Origin of the sequence: Stutzerimonas chloritidismutans (assembly GCF_020783375.1) — a bacterium.
GTDB classification, from domain to species: domain Bacteria; phylum Pseudomonadota; class Gammaproteobacteria; order Pseudomonadales; family Pseudomonadaceae; genus Stutzerimonas; species Stutzerimonas kunmingensis.
Genome location: NZ_CP086067.1, coordinates 2,483,423 through 2,499,415, shown reverse-complemented (window position 1 = coordinate 2,499,415; position 15,993 = coordinate 2,483,423). Strand labels below are relative to the sequence as shown.

9 protein-coding genes are annotated in these 15,993 nt (G+C 65.0%); 2 read left to right on the top strand and 7 right to left on the bottom strand.

Features of this window, described 5'->3' with window-relative positions:
* Nucleotides 1–17: 17 nt before the first annotated feature.
* Complete coding sequence (locus LLJ08_RS11535) at nucleotides 18–1,979, top strand: PhoX family protein (RefSeq protein WP_228207068.1); 1,962 nt, start codon at nucleotides 18–20, stop codon at nucleotides 1,977–1,979.
* A 184-nt stretch (nucleotides 1,980–2,163) separates the two neighbouring features.
* On the opposite strand, the gene LLJ08_RS11530 is transcribed toward LLJ08_RS11535, so the two are convergent.
* The 3 genes from LLJ08_RS11530 to LLJ08_RS11520 all read right to left on the bottom strand — a co-directional run bounded on the left by LLJ08_RS11530 (nucleotide 2,164) and on the right by LLJ08_RS11520 (nucleotide 8,105).
* Complete coding sequence (locus tag LLJ08_RS11530; protein WP_228207067.1) at nucleotides 2,164–2,685, bottom strand: phosphatidylglycerophosphatase A family protein; 522 nt, start codon at nucleotides 2,683–2,685, stop codon at nucleotides 2,164–2,166.
* 220 nt (nucleotides 2,686–2,905) lie between these two features.
* The gene (locus LLJ08_RS11525) at nucleotides 2,906–4,903 is read right to left on the bottom strand and encodes a methyl-accepting chemotaxis protein (protein WP_228207066.1); all 1,998 of its coding nucleotides are present in this window, start codon (nucleotides 4,901–4,903) and stop codon (nucleotides 2,906–2,908) included.
* 211 nt (nucleotides 4,904–5,114) lie between these two features.
* Complete coding sequence (locus tag LLJ08_RS11520) at nucleotides 5,115–8,105, bottom strand: PAS domain-containing protein (protein WP_228207065.1); 2,991 nt, start codon at nucleotides 8,103–8,105, stop codon at nucleotides 5,115–5,117.
* Between the two features lie 207 nt (nucleotides 8,106–8,312).
* On the opposite strand from LLJ08_RS11520, the gene LLJ08_RS11515 reads away from it, so the two are divergent.
* On the top strand, nucleotides 8,313–10,283 hold the full coding sequence (locus tag LLJ08_RS11515; RefSeq protein ID WP_228207064.1) for a DEAD/DEAH box helicase: 1,971 nt from the start codon (nucleotides 8,313–8,315) through the stop codon (nucleotides 10,281–10,283).
* Between the two features lie 3 nt (nucleotides 10,284–10,286).
* Here LLJ08_RS11515 and LLJ08_RS11510 read toward each other — a convergent pair whose 3' ends face one another.
* From LLJ08_RS11510 to nirB, 4 genes are all read right to left on the bottom strand, one after another.
* The gene (locus tag LLJ08_RS11510; protein WP_221103811.1) at nucleotides 10,287–12,008 is read right to left on the bottom strand and encodes a bifunctional protein-serine/threonine kinase/phosphatase; all 1,722 of its coding nucleotides are present in this window, start codon (nucleotides 12,006–12,008) and stop codon (nucleotides 10,287–10,289) included.
* A 59-nt stretch (nucleotides 12,009–12,067) separates the two neighbouring features.
* The gene (locus LLJ08_RS11505; RefSeq protein WP_041014032.1) at nucleotides 12,068–12,880 is read right to left on the bottom strand and encodes a formate/nitrite transporter family protein; all 813 of its coding nucleotides are present in this window, start codon (nucleotides 12,878–12,880) and stop codon (nucleotides 12,068–12,070) included.
* A 168-nt stretch (nucleotides 12,881–13,048) separates the two neighbouring features.
* A complete protein-coding gene (gene nirD / locus LLJ08_RS11500; protein WP_228207063.1) occupies nucleotides 13,049–13,432 on the bottom strand; it encodes a nitrite reductase small subunit NirD in 384 nt (127 codons plus the stop codon).
* Nucleotides 13,432–15,990, bottom strand: coding sequence for a nitrite reductase large subunit NirB (gene nirB, locus LLJ08_RS11495; protein ID WP_228207062.1), 2,559 nt, complete (start codon nucleotides 15,988–15,990; stop codon nucleotides 13,432–13,434). The genes nirD and nirB overlap by 1 nt, the downstream gene beginning before the upstream one ends.
* Between the last annotated feature and the right edge of the window lie 3 nt (nucleotides 15,991–15,993).

Genomic DNA, 15,993 nt, shown 5'->3' with positions numbered 1-15,993 from the left:
CTCAGGAACCGTTTTCGATGAAACAGGATTTCACCGATTTTCACGCGAGCGTGGGCGCTCATGACGACCAACCGGTCAATCCGAGCGGCAACGTGCCGCTGCAGCAGGCGATCGATCACCGCCGGCGCGGGCTGCTCAAGGGTGGGCTCGGCCTGGCCGGCATCGCCTTTCTCGGCGGCGGGATGGCCGGCGCGCGAGCCGCGACCCGGGGCGATTCGCTGCTCGGCTTCGAAGGTATCCCGACCCAGCTCGATCCGCATTTCGACCGTGTCGAGGTGGCGCCGGGCTACAGCGCCCGGGTGTTCTTCTCCTGGGGCGATCCGGTGCATGCCGACGCCCCCGAGTGGCAGCCGGATGCCAGCGACGATTGGCAAGCCCAGCTCAGGCAGGCCGGCGACAACCACGACGGCATGCATTTCTTCCCGTTCCCCGACGCGCCCGACAGCCGCGGCCTGCTGGCCATCAACCACGAGTACGTCAACCCGACGCTGCATCCAGAAGGCATCGCCGTGGTCGATGGCCGGCGCCCACTGGAACAGGTGCGCAAGGAGCAGGCGGCCCATGGCCTGAGTGTCATCGAGGTGCGCAAGGATGCGCAGGGCGAATGGCAGCGGGTGATGGATTCACCCTACAACCGCCGCATTTCCGGCATGACGCCGATGGCCATTGCCGGGCCGCTGGCCGGCCATGCAGCGATGCAGACCATGGACGACCCGGAAGGAAACACGGTGCTCGGCACGCTGAACAACTGCTCCAGCGGCTTCACGCCCTGGGGCACCTATCTGGTCTGCGAGGAGAACTGGCACAACTACTTCGTCAACCACGACGCCGACGATCTTGCCGCGCGCGTCTCGCACAACCGCTACGGCATCGCCGGCAGCGGCATGAGCAAGCTCTACGGCTGGGGCACGGTCGATCCGCGTTTCGATGCCACGCCGCAGGCAGGCCAACCCCATGGCGGCTTCGTCAACGAGCCGCACCGGTTCGGCTGGGTGGTGGAGGTCGATCCGTTCGACCCGCAGAGCGCGCCGGTCAAGCGCACCGCCTTCGGCCGCTACTGCCGCGAGTGCTCGGTGCTGTCGCTGGGCGAGGACGGGCGCATGGCGTTCTACTCGGGCGACGACACCAAGGGCGAGTACGTCTACAAGTTCGTTCCCAGCGGCCGTTTCGTGCCCGGTGCGGACGCGGCCAATCGCCGCTTGCTGGATGAGGGCACCTTGTATGTCGCGCGTTTCGATGCCGACGGCAGTGGCCAGTGGCTGGCGCTGGTGCACGGCGAGCATGGCCTGACCGCGGAAAACTGCTTCTCCAGCCAGGCCGAGGTGCTGCTCAACGCCCGCGCCGCCGCCGACCGCGCCGGCGCGACGCCGATGGACCGGCCGGAGTGGGTCGCAGTGCATCCCGATACCCGCGAGGTTTACGTCACCCTGACCAACAATGACGCGCGCGGCACCAAGCAGCCGCTGGACAAGGCCAATCCGCGACCGAACAACCTGCACGGGCAGATCCTGCGCTGGCAGGAGGAGGGCGGCGACCCGACGGCGACCCGTTTCCTGTGGGAAGTCTTCCTGCTCGCCGGCGAACGTCGCGGCTCGCGCGATGCCCAGGGCCAGCCGGTTGCCGCCAACCTGATCGGCACCATCGACGGCGACTGCTTTTCCTCGCCGGACGGGCTGGCCTTCGATCGTGACGGGCGCTTGTGGATAGAAACCGATTTCGACGATGACGAATCGGTGATGCAGGCCATGGGCACCAATCAGCTGCTCTGCGCCGATCCGAAAACGCGCGAGGTGCGGCGTTTCCTGGTCGGGCCACGGGGCTGCGAGATCACCGGAATCACCTGGAGCCCGGACTACCGTGCCATGTGGATCAACGTGCAGCACCCGGGGCTGAGCTTCCCGGCCAGCGACGGCCAGTCACGCCCGCGCTCGTCCACGGTGCTGATCACCAAGGACGACGGCGGCGTGATCGGCAGCTGACGATCGTTCCCACGAGTAGGTGCCAGGCTAGGCGGCGCCCCGCATCCTGAATCAGGGCAGGCACAACGGGCGGTAGCTACCGTTGGCGCTTCCGGCGCATCATCGTTTCTGCTGCGCCGAGCTCCTGCCAGGTCGTACTGCCTGGCGGGCCTTAGCTGCGCCGCCTCGTGGTGATCGACCGGCGCTACACGCGCAACCAAAGCGCTCGGGCCCCACGCAGTGCGAGCCAAGCTAACAGCGCGGCCAGCACGTCATCCAATGCGATACCCAAGCCTCCACCAATCGTTTCGACGAATCCTATGGGCGGCGGCTTGGTGATATCGAAAAGTCTATACAGTGCGAATCCGGCACCTAGTAGCCACCATCGATGGGTTGTGGCCACTCCCAAAAAAACCAGTGGAAAAGCGAAGTACTCGTCGGCAACGATCTGCGCGGCATCGCCGCCTCCAAGCCAGTGCGAGGCCCAGTGACACAACGGAACGCCAACCGCCAGCAGTGCGGTGATGACCAGCAGTTGCCTTGTCAGCGGCTGCCCCCAGAGCCACCACGCCAGTGGTATCCCCAGCAGTGATCCGAAGGTACCGGGCATCCAGGGCAATGATCCCAGCCCGAAACCAGTGGCAATCAATAAAACGACTTGCTCTGCGATCAATTGTCGAACCTCTACGGTGACCACCTGGCGTAACTGCAGAAATGCTCGCAACATCTCGCATAAAATCGATTCGACCGTTCGGCATTGAACATCGCACAAACTGGACGCCGCTTTTGGCGACCCTCAAATTTCGTCCCTGCACGATGTTGATGCGGAAATCGTCGAGTACACGCTTGGCGACGATGCGAGAGCCGCCGGCCGACTGCTCTCGCAGATGGCGCTGTTGTAATGGGCGGAAAGAGGCCCACTAAGCGCCTCTCTCATCCAGGTTGTATCAGCGGACCTTGAATCGGCTTACGACGGCCGTGAGGCGTCCATTCGTGTCCAGGAGCGATTCGGTACTCCTATCGACGCTCGCGCCGCTTTCGACCAGCTCGTCAACCACATGCCGCACGGCGACCATGTTCCGGTTGATCTCCTCGGCTACGGCGCTCTGTTCTTCCGCTGCGGTGGCGATCTGGGTGCTGAGATCATTGATGTGAACGACCGAGTTGGTCATTTCATCAAGTCCAACGGTGACCTGAGCCGTTTTGTCGGCTGTCGCCTGGCAGCTGGCCTTGGTTTGTTCCATGGCCTGAACGGCAGAGCCGACCGCATCCTTCAGGCGTTGCAAGGTTTCATTGATTTCGGAGGTGCTCTGCTGCGTCCGTGCGGCAAGTGCGCGGACCTCGTCAGCGACGACCGCGAAGCCACGGCCCTGTTCGCCGGCTCGGGCCGCCTCGATGGCCGCATTCAGCGCAAGCAGGTTGGTCTGCCCGGCGATGTCACCAATGACGCCCAGTACATCGTTGATGCGCTGGGCATCGGCCTGCATCGCCTGGACTTTCGCCGTCGCGCTTTCCACTTCGCTGACCAGCGAGCGCACGCTGCTCGAGGCATCCTCGACGACTAGGCGGGAGGAGACCGCATTGTGGTTGGCCGTCTGGGTGAACGTCGCCGTATCGCTGGCACTGTGCGCAACCGATTCGGCAGTTGAGCTCATTTCGTTGATCGCGGTAACGGCCTGGTCGGTTTCCGAGGCGTGCCGGGCCAGCGCGTCATTGGTGGTACGGGACAGCTGCTTGAGCTGTGCGATCTCCGACTGGATCTGGGTCGTGGCGTCACTTACGTCGATCATCATCTTCTGCAGGTAGCCGATGAATCCATTGACTGAGCGTCCGACCTGATCGACTTCGTCCTCGCCCTTGATAGCGATACGCCTGGTCAGGTCTGCGTCGCCTGCGGATAGGGAATCGATGTTTGTCTTCAGAACGGCAAGTCGTTTCATCAGCTGATTGATCGCGACAAGCATGAGCGCGAGCAGGATGAGCACCATCGGGATCTGCAGGGATGCAAGCGTCCTGAGCATCGCATCGCTTCGTGCCTCAAGCTTGGCGGTCGGCAGGGCGGCGGCGAGGAACCAGGGGGTACCTTCGACAGGCGTCATGAAGAAGCTGAACTCTTCGCCGGTCTTGCTCGTGAATACCTCCCGTCGCAACGCTTGCGACGTGCTGGCGAGCGCCTTCTGTACGGTCGCGATGAAGGGCGACTGTACTGACATTTCGGAAACGTTGCGCAGCACCATGTCCGAGCCAAGTTGCGGCTGGTTGCTGAGGATCTTGCCGTCGGCCTCGACGATCATGACCTCGCCTTCGATCTCGTCCTGCTTTTCGGCAACCAGGCGGTTGAAGAAACCGAGGGTCAGGTCGATCGTCGACACGCCCCAGGGAGAGCCGTCCTTATAGATAGTCATCGCGCAATTGGTACGCGGCTCAGCACTGGCGTCATCCTTGTAGGCCGCTGCCCACACACATTTGCCGCGCGGTGCCTGCATGCCGCCTCGGTGCCAAGGCTCCTCGAAATAGTTACGCGATTCGGCCGAATTCCAGTGGGTATTGACGATCAGTTTGCCGGATGCGTCCCGGTGATAAAACGTGCTGTGCTTGGCGCGGCCTGGCGTACGGACGTCGGGGAGCGGCCAGATGCCGCCACCGAAGACCTTGACGTCACCGTACTGGTCGACGAGACCGGGTAGGACCCGGTCGATCTCGTCACTGTCAAGCATCGGCACCGTCTGGGTGATGCTGCGTGCTTGCGCTTCGACTCGCGCCAGGTCCATTGCGATGTGCTCGCCAATCTCGGTGACCTGCGACATGACGATGGTTTCGCCTGCCTCTATGAGCTGCGGGGTTACGAAGCGCTTGATCCCCAGCATCGTGAGCAACATGACCAGGAGAACGAAGCCGATGAAAGCGGCCGTGTAGCGAGCTTTGATGGTATGCAAAGAGAGCATGGATCCTGAACCTTGAGACAGCCGGCCCAACGGAGGGCATGGCGACGGTGCGCTATCGGCTAGTTGACCGATTAGTTAAGAAATCGGCGACTAACGGTCCTTCGAGAATGGCTCGCAGGTTATTCGTCGTATTACCAGGTGCGCGGCCATCGAATCAGGCATCCAGTAATGATGCCCCACACGGTCATGGGCCCCGCTGCGCCGATGTTGCTCAGCAGACGTCGGCGCGCAGCTGCTCGACGGCATCTAGCAGCTGGTCCTGGGTGAAGGGCTTGGCCAGTCGCTGCAGCGGCAGGGCCGGGGTGGCCAATGGCAGTTCGGCATAACCGGACACCAGCAGGATCGGCAGCTCCGGCCGGCTTGCCCGTACCTCGGCAGCCAGTTGCGCGCCGCTCATCAGCGGCATGGCGTGGTCGGTGACGAGCATGTCGATCTGCGCCACCTGCAGCAGCTCCAGCGCCTGCGCAGCGGAGCGCGCCGTCAAGACGTGGTGGCCGGCGGCTTCCAGCATGCCGGCGGTGCCGAACAGCACCAGCTCGTCATCATCCACGGCCAGCACGGACAGCGGACGCGTGGTTCTGCGCGGGAGGTCATGCGGTGACGGGCCGTGAGTCGGTTCCGCGGCTGGTTCGTCCTCAAGTGCTGGCAGCCAGATTTGCGCGGTGGTGCCGGCGCCCGGGCTGCTGCGCAGCACCAGCCGCCCGCCGGATTGCTCGGCCAGGCCATGCACCATCGACAGGCCGAGACCGGTGCCCTTGGCGACGCCCTTGGTGGTGAAGAACGGCTCGACCGCGCGCTTGAGCGTCGTCTCGTCCATGCCGGTGCCGCTGTCGCTGACATTCAGGCGAACGTAGCGCCCGGCGGCCAGGCCGTGCTGCTCGCCGGGCAGCGTCACCTGTTCGGCGACGATGAGAATGCGGCCCTCGCCGGCCATGGCGTCGCGCGCGTTGGCGGCGAGGTTGAGCAGGGCGGTTTCCAGCTGGTTGGGATCGGTCTTGACCCGCGCCAGTCGCTGCGGCAGCTCCACCTCCAGCTGGATGGTCGGGCCGAGCGAGCTGAGCAGAAGTGCCTGCATGCCTTGGATCAACTGGCGCAGATCGATCGGCGTCTTGTGCAGTTCCTGCTTTCGCGCGAACGAGAGCATGCGTGCCGTGAGCGAGGCGCCGCGTTCGGCACCAGCGCGGGCGTTGTCCACCAGGCGCAGCAGGGCCGGATCGGCCGGCATGCGCCTGCGCAGCAGCTCCAGGCTGCCGAGCACGGCCATGAGCAGATTGTTGAAGTCGTGGGCGATGCCGCCAGTGAGGTTGCCCAGCGCTTCCATCTTGTGCAGCTGTTGCAGCGTCTGCTCGGCGGCGACGCGCTCGCTGATATCCAGGGCCTCGGGGACCAGGGCGACGACAGTACCGTCGTCACCCAGCACCGGGCGCATGGAGAAGTCGAACGTGCGCGTGCCGCCCGGCATGTTCAGTGTCATGGTGCCGTGCTCGGTGGCGCCGGCCGCGACGCGCAGGGTCATCGCCTTCATCGCTTCCGGCATGCCGGGGGTGGCACTGAACCAGGGCGAGTCCCAGAACGGCGTGCCCGCCAACTGATGGAAGCGTGCGTCGATGCCGGCCAATGCCGTGGCGTTGACGTAGAGAATCGAACCGTCCGGTGCGAGCATCGCCTTGTACAGGTGCGAGGTTTCCAGCACCGCACGGATGTTCGCCTCGCTGCGGGCCAGCGCCGCCGTGCGCTCGGCGACCTTGGCTTCGAGCTGTTCCAGGAAGCACTGCTCGCGCTGCCGGACCGCCGCAGCGGAGCGCACACGCTCGATGTGCGCCCAGGAGCGATCGGTGACTTCTCGGAGCAGGGCCAGCTCGCAGGCGCTCCATACGCGGGGCACGCGGTCGTGAATGGCCATCAGCGCGGTCAACCGGCCTTCCTTGACCAGCGGCAGGCAGATGGTCGCCGCGATGTCGAGTTGCTGGAAGCTGGCGGCTTCGGCCGGCGGCAGCTGCGCACAGTGATCGTCGACTATGAAGGCTTCACCTCCACGCAATTTCGTCACCGCCAGTGTGCCGAAGGCTTCCAGCCGGTAACGTCCGACGATGCTGGTGCAGCCGGGCGCGGCCCAGTCGCCGCGAATGGTGAAGCCGTCCTGGTCCGGGTCCATGTCGGCGTAGGCGCAGCTGGACAGGCCCAGATGCTCGCCGAGCATGCGTGTAGTGGTGGTCAGGATGGCGTCGGCGTCGACGCTGCGGGCGGTTTCCTTGGCCAGGGCATCGAGAAAGCGCAGGCGCTGTTCGTTCTCGCGCAGGGCCTGTTCGGCCTCGGCGCGCTCGGTGACGTCATTGCCTTCGACGAAAATGCCGCTGACATTGCCATTCGCGTCGGTCACCGGCTGGAAGACGAAATCCAGCAGGCGCTCTTCCTCTGCTTCGCCTTGGGTACGCTGCAGGCCGATGCGGATACCGGAGCCGACGAAGGCGGTGCCGCTGCGATAGACCCGGTCGAGAATGTCGATGAAGCCCTGCCGCTCGACTTCGGGCAGCGCCTCGCGCACCGGCTTGCCGATGACGTCGCGTTCGCCCACCACCCGCAGATAGGCCGGGTTGGCCATCTCGAAGACGTGTTCGGGGCCGCGCAGCATCGCCATCAGCCCCGGTGCCTGTTCGAACATCTCTTGCAGGCGTGCCTGCTGGCCCTGCAGCTCTCGTTCGGCCAGTACCCGTTCGGTGGTTTCCACGACCAGCGCGATGACACCGGCCGGCTGCGCCTGATCGTCGAATACCGGCGAGTAGTCCAGATTCATCCAGGCACGCTCAGGACGGCCGTTGCGGTACAGCACCAGCTCCTGATCCTTGTACGAAAGCGTGCCGCCTGCCAGGCCGACCTTCATGACGTTGTCGTTGAAATCGGCGACTTCCGGCCAGCCTTCGCGCACTTCCGAGCCCAACAACTGCGGGTGTCGGCTACCGGCGAACACGGAATAGGCGTCGTTGTAGATCATGATGCCGCGCTCGCCCCAGAGCAGCACGATGGGCGTCGGCGAAAGCAGCAGCATGGCGGTGACGGTCTTCAGGCTCGCCGGCCAGCCAGCCAGAGGCCCCAGCGTCGTTTGCGACCAGTCGAAGCGACGAATCAGTGCGCCGAGTTCGCCGCCGTCGGGGAGGAATACATGGCTTGAGACGTCAGGCGCGGGGTGTGCTGCTGGGTCCATCAGTAGCGATCCGTATCCGGTGTGAAGGCAGGGCAGGGTTATCCAGATCAGAGCTGGTTCAGCTCGGACAGCCGATTGCCCAAGAAGTCGTGCCGGCGATGCAGGCGATTGATGCCTCCATTCGCTGCTGTTCGTCCTGGCAGCGGCCAGGGTACAGGGAAAAACCCGTACCATATCAACGATATGCAATGCCCACGGTGATTTCCGATGCTTTCTGCCGTCAAGCGCTACAGGGCCCTGGTCGCCGGGGTGCTGCAGCGCTGTTTTCCACGTACCTCGGCCCATCTGCGCGAAGAGGACGAGTTGTTGTTTCGTCGCTGGGGCGCTGCGCCCGGCAAGGCGAACAAGGCTGCGACCGCCAAGCGCAAGGGCAAGCCTGCAGCCAAGGCCAAGCCGAAGAGCACCCCGGAAGCGCCGGCGCGTGCTGCCGCCAAGCCGCGCGGGACGGCAGCGCAGGGGATCTACGCCGCGGCACAACTGAAAGTGGATGACGCTCAGGTCCAGGCCATGCGCGAACGCGTCGAGCAGGCGGTGGCCGCCGGCATAATCAGTGCACCGTCGGAAGAGCAATGGGCGATGATCCTCAGTCGCAGCCCGGTGACGCGAATCTTCGCCGGCGCCGGTTCCGGCAAATCCACCACCTTGTTGCTGCGGGTGGTGTTCATGCTCTGCCACATGGGCGTCGAGCCCGGACGCTTGACGGTCATCTCGTTCACCAACGCCTCTTGCGCGCAGCTGCGCGAACAGTTGTTGCGCGTGCTCGGCTTCTGGCAGGTGCCGTTCGATGCGCAGCAGGCGCGCCAGTGCGTACGCACCTTTCATTCGGCCATGGCGCAGCTGGCGCGTGAAGTGCTGAGCCGGCCGCTGTGGTTCGAGCAGTTGGACGACAAGGCCGCCGCGGCGGACGAACCGGATAACCCGCTAGCCACCGCACGCCTGCGTCCGGCGCAAGTTCGCCTGCTCAAGCAGGCCTATCAGCAGTGTTACGCCGAACAAGCGACATTCCGTGAGTTGGTGCATCGACTGCTCGACCTGCCTGCGCCGCCAACCGAAAGCGAACAGGGCAAGCGCGCTGCCCCGAAAGCGCCCGGCGATACCTTCACCCTGGCCGGCGAGTTCACGCCGCTGCCGCTGTACGAGGCCTTCTATGCCCAGGCAGGCTTTATCGAGAGCATCGGCATTCGCATTGATCAGCTGCAGCCAGGCAAGCTGCAGTGTGCGCCGCGCGAGCGGGATTTCGTCGAAGCGCTGGTGAGCTTCCATGGCTACTTCAGGGCCGCGCTGCGTGAGCAGGGGCTGCTGACCTTCAACGAGGCCTTTCAACAGCTCACCGAGCGCCTGGCCTCAGGCTCGGATATGCCGCAGGCCTGCCTCGTGCCGTTCGAAAATTTGCTGATCGACGAATTTCAGGACATTTCCCCGCAGATCGTCCAATGGCTGCAAGCGCTGCATCGCCAGCTGGCGCGACAGAAGGCCGGCCCGAGCCTGATGGCTATCGGTGACGACTGGCAGTCGATCTACGGCTGGCGCGGCAGTTCGCCGGAGTTGTTCATGGACTTCGACAAGTACTTTCCGCGGCGCGGCGCGAAGGGCAGCGAGACGCTGCTGCTGGAAACCAACTACCGCTCCATCGAACCGGTGATTCGCGATGGCGAGGCGGTGCTGGCCGGTGTGCACTTCAAGCAGGCCAAGACCAGCCGGCCATGCAAACCGACGCAGCCCGGCGACCACGGGGTAAAGCTGGTCACCGGTTTCGAGCTGAACAAGGGCCTGCCGAAGCTGATCGAGGCGATCACCGCGCAATGTGCCCATGCGGCCGAACGGCAAAGCCGCGAACGCACCGCAGTGCTGTTGCTCAGCCGGCGCAATGCGTCGCTGCGAACCATTCAGGCGCAGCTGGACCGCAAGCTGCCGGTCAAGGCCTACACCATCCACCGTGCCAAGGGGTTGCAGGCCGAGGTGGCGATCATCGTCGACGACTGCGCACCGGTGCAGCCGCACCCGCTGCGCAATGCGCTGTATACCTACTCGGGCTTTTTCCGCAACAGCTATGACCAGGCCATGGCCGATGAGAGTTTGCGCCTGGGCTATGTGGCAATCACCCGCGGCGTCAGCCGGGTGTTCTGGTACACCCGCAAGGCCCAGGGCGCCACCGAGCGCCTGGCACGGCGTGGCTAGGGCTCAGCGCAACAGCAACACGACGACTGTCACCGCCAGCAGCAGTGACAGGCCTTTCCAGAACAGCAGCGGGTTGCGCTCCAGCAGCGGCGGGCGGGCGCGGTTGAGAAACGCCGGGTTGGGCTGGCGCAGCTCGAAGACGAACTCCGACAGCTCGGCATAGCGCCGGGACGGATCGGGATGCAGCGCCTTGCCCAGCACTTCGTCGATCCATGCCGGGATATCGCGCTGTGCATGGCGCAGCGGCTGATAGCAGAGGCGTTTCTGCGCTGCAGTGGTGCGAGCCCTGGCGACGTCGGCGCCGTAGGGCAAGCGACCGCTGAGCAATTGATAGGCAATCACCGCCAGCGAATACTGATCCGAACGCGGCGTGCCGGCCTCGCCGAGGAAGTATTCCGGCGCGGTATAGGCGGCGGTGCCGAGCAGGTTGTCCTGCGTGCCCGGTGCGTTGCGTTCTGCCAGCCCGGCGACGCGGGTCGAGCCGAAGTCGATGATCTTCAGCGTGCCGGTGGCGTCGATCATCAGGTTCTGCGGGCGCAAGTCCTGATGCAGCATCTCCAGGCGGTGGAAGGCGCGCAGGCCGCGGGCTATCTGCTCGACGATGCCTCGCACGGTTTCCAGGTCCGGCTGTGGATGGTCAAGCATCCATTGCGCCAGTGTCTGGCCGTCGATGAACTCGCTCACGGTGTACAGGTAGCGGCGCTGCCGCGGCGGCGGGCAGGCCTTGACCACGTGGGGATTGTCGAGGCGCCGGGCGATCCACTCTTCCAGCAGGAAGCGCTCCAGATAGGCCGCGTCGCCCCGCAGATCCATCGAGGGCGTCTTCAACACCACGGTGGCGCCGCTGGCTTCGTCGACGGCCAGATGCACATGGCTGCGGCTGCTGACGTGCAGCTCACGGACGATGCGATAGCCGTCGAACTGCATGCGCGGCTCCAGCAGTGGCGGCAGCGCCAGTTCACCAAGCTGTCGCTGCACATCGCCGACGGCGTGCTCCGGCAGGCTGTCGATGCGCACCAGCTGTACGGTGAGGTTGTCGTCGCTACCGTTGGCCAATGCCCGCTCGACGATCCGTCGCGCCGCCAGGTCGAGCTCGTTGCCATGTTCGGCAACGAGCTGCGCCACCTCCCGCGCGCCGATGTGCTCGTAGACGCCATCGGTGGCGAGCAGGAACAGGTCGCCGACCGCCAGCGGCAGACTGCGGTAGTCGATCTCCAGGTGCCGGTCGATGCCCAGCGCGCGGCCGAGGTAGCTGGTATCCGCGGACACGCGCACGCGGTGATCCTCGGTCAGTTGTTCGAGGCCGCCGTCGCGCAGTCGATAGATGCGCGCATCGCCGACGTGGAACAGGTGCGCGCTGGCCGACTTGAGCACCAGCGCGCTGAAGGTGCAGACATAACCTCGGTCGCGGTCATAGCGGTGCGGGCTGTGGCGGGTCTGCGCATGCAGCCAGGAATTGATCGCCACCAGCACCCGCTGCGCCGACTGCTTCACCGACCAGGCGTCGGAGGTGCAGAAATAGTCGGAAAGAAAGCTCGCCACCGCGGTTTCGCTGGCGACATGGCTGACCTCGCTGCTGCTGATGCCATCGGCCAGCGCAATGGCGATGCCCTTGCTGGCGAGCTGGGCGTCAGCGGGCACGCAGGCGCCGTGAAAGTCCTGGTTGGCCGGTTTGCGCCCGCGGTCCGAATGCTGGCCGAGGGAAATGGCGAGTTGGCTGGGCATCTTCATCTGCGCAAAAGCCCCGGCGCGCATGCGAGCCGGGGCCTTCGTTCACTCCAGGGTCAGTAGACGGTGCGCTTGGGTGCGGTGCGCACGTGGGTGGTGTAGAGCGTCAGGCCGGTGAAGGCCAGGCCGCCGACCAGGTTGCCCAGCGCGGTGGGGATCTCGTTCCAGAGCATGTAATCCATCACCGAGAAGTCGCCGCCCATGATCATCGCCGAGGGGAACAGAAACATGTTCACCACCGAATGCTCGAAGCCCATGAAGAAGAACAGCATGATCGGCATCCACATGGCGATGACTTTGCCGCTGACCGAGGTGGAGATCATCGCGCCGACCACGCCCATCGAGACCATCCAGTTGCACAGCATGCCGCGTAGAAAGATGGTCGCCCAACCCGCCGCGCCGAACTCGGCGTAGCCCAGGGTGCGGTCCTCACCAATGTGCGAGATCTTCTCGCCGATCGGCCCCGGGTCGGTGGAAAAGCCCATGGTGAAGACGAAGGCCATCATGAAGGCGACCACCAGTGCGCCGGCGAAGTTGCCGAGAAATACCCAGCCCCAGTTGCGCAGGATGCCATTCACGGTCACGCCCGGGCGGCGGTCCAGCAGGGCCAGCGGGGTGAGCATGAATACCCCTGTGAGCAGGTCGAAGCCCATCAGGTAAAGCATGATGAAGCCGACCGGAAACAGCATCGCGCCGACCAGCGGCGAGCCGGTCTGCACGGTCACGGCCACGGCGAACACCGCGGCGAGGGAGAGGATGGCGCCAGCCATGAAGGCGCGGATCAGTGTGTCGCGGGTGGACATGAAGATCTTCGATTCACCGGCGTCCACCATCTTGGTGACGAACTCGGAGGGGATGATGTAGGACATGGCGGTCTCTCTGAATGGCAGTAAGGGGCCAAGCCCCCGACGGCGGTCGCGGGGCGCTGGCTGAGCGATGTGAATTGCTGGCGAATTGAGGTCAGGTTCGCGGCCAGGGCTGCTCCCGCGGATCGGTACGGTTTGGGAGCGGTGAGCCGCGCGAGTGAACGGCGGCGATCAGCCAACGGCGATTTGCACCTCGTCTCCCTCCAGACGCACCGGCCAGACGCGCAGGCTTTGTTCGGGGTATTCCATGCAGCTGCCGTCTTGCAGGCGGAAATGCTGCTTGTACAACGGCGAAGCGATCACCAGCTCACCCTTGACGTTGCCGACGATGCCGCGGCCGATGACGTTGGCGCCGGACTTGGGGTCGCGATTGTCGATGGCGAACAGCTGCTCGCCTTCGGCGTTGTCGGGCAGGTGGAACAGCGCCACCTGGGCGCCTTCGTGCCAGGCCACTACACCGGAATTGGCGACCAGATCGGCACGGCTGCACAGTGCCTGCCAGGCCGCCGGGGCTGCGGAACGGGAGTCGAGACGAACGACGTTGGACTGGCTCATCAGAGCACCTCCTGGGTAAGTGGGATCAGGTGAAGTTCGCTGGCGCGCACCGGCCGACGCTGGCCGCGCTCCTTGACGAAGTGGATGTCGGGGTCGCCGCGGCCGTCGTTGACGAAGGTGCGGAAGCGCTTGAGCTTTTCCGGGTCGCTGATGGCATTGGCCCATTCGCACTGGTAGCTGTCGACCACGTGCTGCATCTGGCTTTCCAGCTCGGCGGCAAGACCCAGGCTGTCGTCGAGGATGACGTCCTTCAGGTAGTCCAGGCCGCCTTCCAGACTTTCGCGCCAGACCGAGGTGCGCTGCAGCTTGTCGGCGGTGCGTACGTAGAACATCAGCACGCGGTCGATGGTGCGGATCAGCGCTTCATCGTCGAGGTCGGTGGCGAACAGCTCGGCATGCCGCGGTCGCATGCCGCCGTTACCGCAGACATAGAGGTTCCAGCCCTTGTCGGTGGCGATCACGCCGATGTCCTTGCTCTGCGCCTCGGCGCATTCGCGGGTGCAACCGGATACGGCGAACTTGATCTTGTGCGGTGCACGCAGGCCCTTGTAGCGGTCCTCGAGACGCAGCGCCATGCCGACGCTGTCCTGCACGCCGTAGCGGCACCAGGTGCTGCCCACGCAGGATTTCACCGTGCGCAGGCTCTTGCCGTAGGCGTGACCGGTCTCGAAACCGGCGGCGATCAGCTCGCCCCAGATGTCCGGCAGCTCGTGCAGCTGGGCGCCGAACAGGTCGATGCGCTGGCCCCCGGTGATCTTGGTGTAGAGGTCGTATTTCTTCGCCACCTGGCCGATGGCGATCAGCCCCTCGGGGGTGATCTCGCCGCCTGGAATGCGCGGCACCACCGAGTAGGTGCCGTTCTTCTGCATGTTGGCCATGAAGGTGTCGTTGGTGTCCTGCAGCGGAATCAGCGCCGGATCGGTGATCGGCTGGTTCCAGCAGGAGGCGAGGATCGAACCCACCGTCGGCTTGCAGATGTCGCAGCCGACATGGCCACGGCCGTGCTTGGCCAGCAGTTCGGCGAAGCTCTGGATGCCCTCGACGCGGACGATGCCGTAGAGCTCCTGACGGGTGTAGGCGAAGTGCTCGCACAGGCTCTTGTCCACCGCCACGCCGCGCGCCGCCAGTTCGGAATCGAACACCAGCTTGAGCAGGGCGTTGCAACCGCCGCAACCGGTAGCTGCCTTGGTTGCGGCCTTGAGTTCGCCGAGATCGGTGACGCCGGCCTCGACCTGGCAGCACACCGCGCCCTTGCTGACGTTGTGACAGGAACAGATGGTCGCGCTGGCCGGCAGGGCGTCCGGCCCAAGGGTCGGAGCGCCCTCGGTCTGCGGCAGGATCAGCGCGGACGGATCGGCCGGCAGCTTGATGCCGTTCTGCGCGTACTGCAGCAGCGTGTCGTAGTAGCTGTTGTCACCGACCAGTACCGCGCCGAGCACGGTCTTGCCATCGGCGGATACCACCAGTCGACGGTAGCTGGCACTGGCCTCGTCGATGAAACGGTAACTGCGCGAGCCGGGTGTGGCGCCGTGGGCATCCCCGATGGAACCGACGTCGACGCCGAGCAGCTTGAGCTTGGTCGACATGTCGGCGCCGTAGAAGGGCTCGTGCGGTTCCTCGGCCAGCTGCGCGGCGACACTGCGCGCCATGCTGTAGCCGGGCGCGACCAGGCCGAACACGCTGCCGTTCCAGCTGGCGCACTCGCCGATGGCGAAGATCGCCGGGTCCGAGGTGCGGCATTCGCTGTCGATCACGATGCCGCCGCGCGGAGCGATCTCCAGCTCCGCGACATGGCCGAGGGCGTCCTGCGGGCGGATGCCGGCGGAAAACACGATCAGGTCGGTTTCGAGGAATTCGCCGTCGGTGAAGTTCATCCGCCAGGCGTAGTCCTCGCCGGTAACGATCTCCTGGGTGGCGCGCGACAGGTGCACGCCGACGCCCAGCGCCTCGATGCGCGCCTTCAATGCCGCGCCGCCTTCGCCGTCCAGTTGCACCGGCATCAGGCGCGGGGCGAATTCGACGACATGGGCTTCCAGGCCGAGCGACTTCAGCGCGTTGGCCGCTTCCAGGCCGAGCAGACCGCCACCAACCACCACACCGCGCGTGGCGCCGCTGGCGGCCGCACGAATCGCATCAAGGTCGTCGAGGGTGCGGTAGACCAGCCGCGCGCTGCCTTCGGCACCGCTGATCGGTGGCACGAAGGGGTAGGAGCCGGTGGCAAGAATCAGTTGGTCGTAGGGCTGGCGGCCGGAACTGGTAACGACCTCCTTACGTTCGCGGTCGATACCCAGCACCTGTACGCCCAGATGGGTGTAGACGCCGTGGCTGCTGTAGTAGTCAGCCTCGCACATGGCCAGCGACTCGGCATCGCGACCGCCGAAGTATTCGGACAGGTGCACGCGATCGTAGGCACGCTGGCGCTCCTCGCCGAACACATGCAGCTCGTAGCGGGTGAGGGCGCCGCGCTCGATCAGCTGTTCGATGCAGTGGTGACCGACCATGCCGTTGCCGACGATGACCAGTTTTTCGTGCGTGAGCGGAGTGACGGTAGAACTCATGGC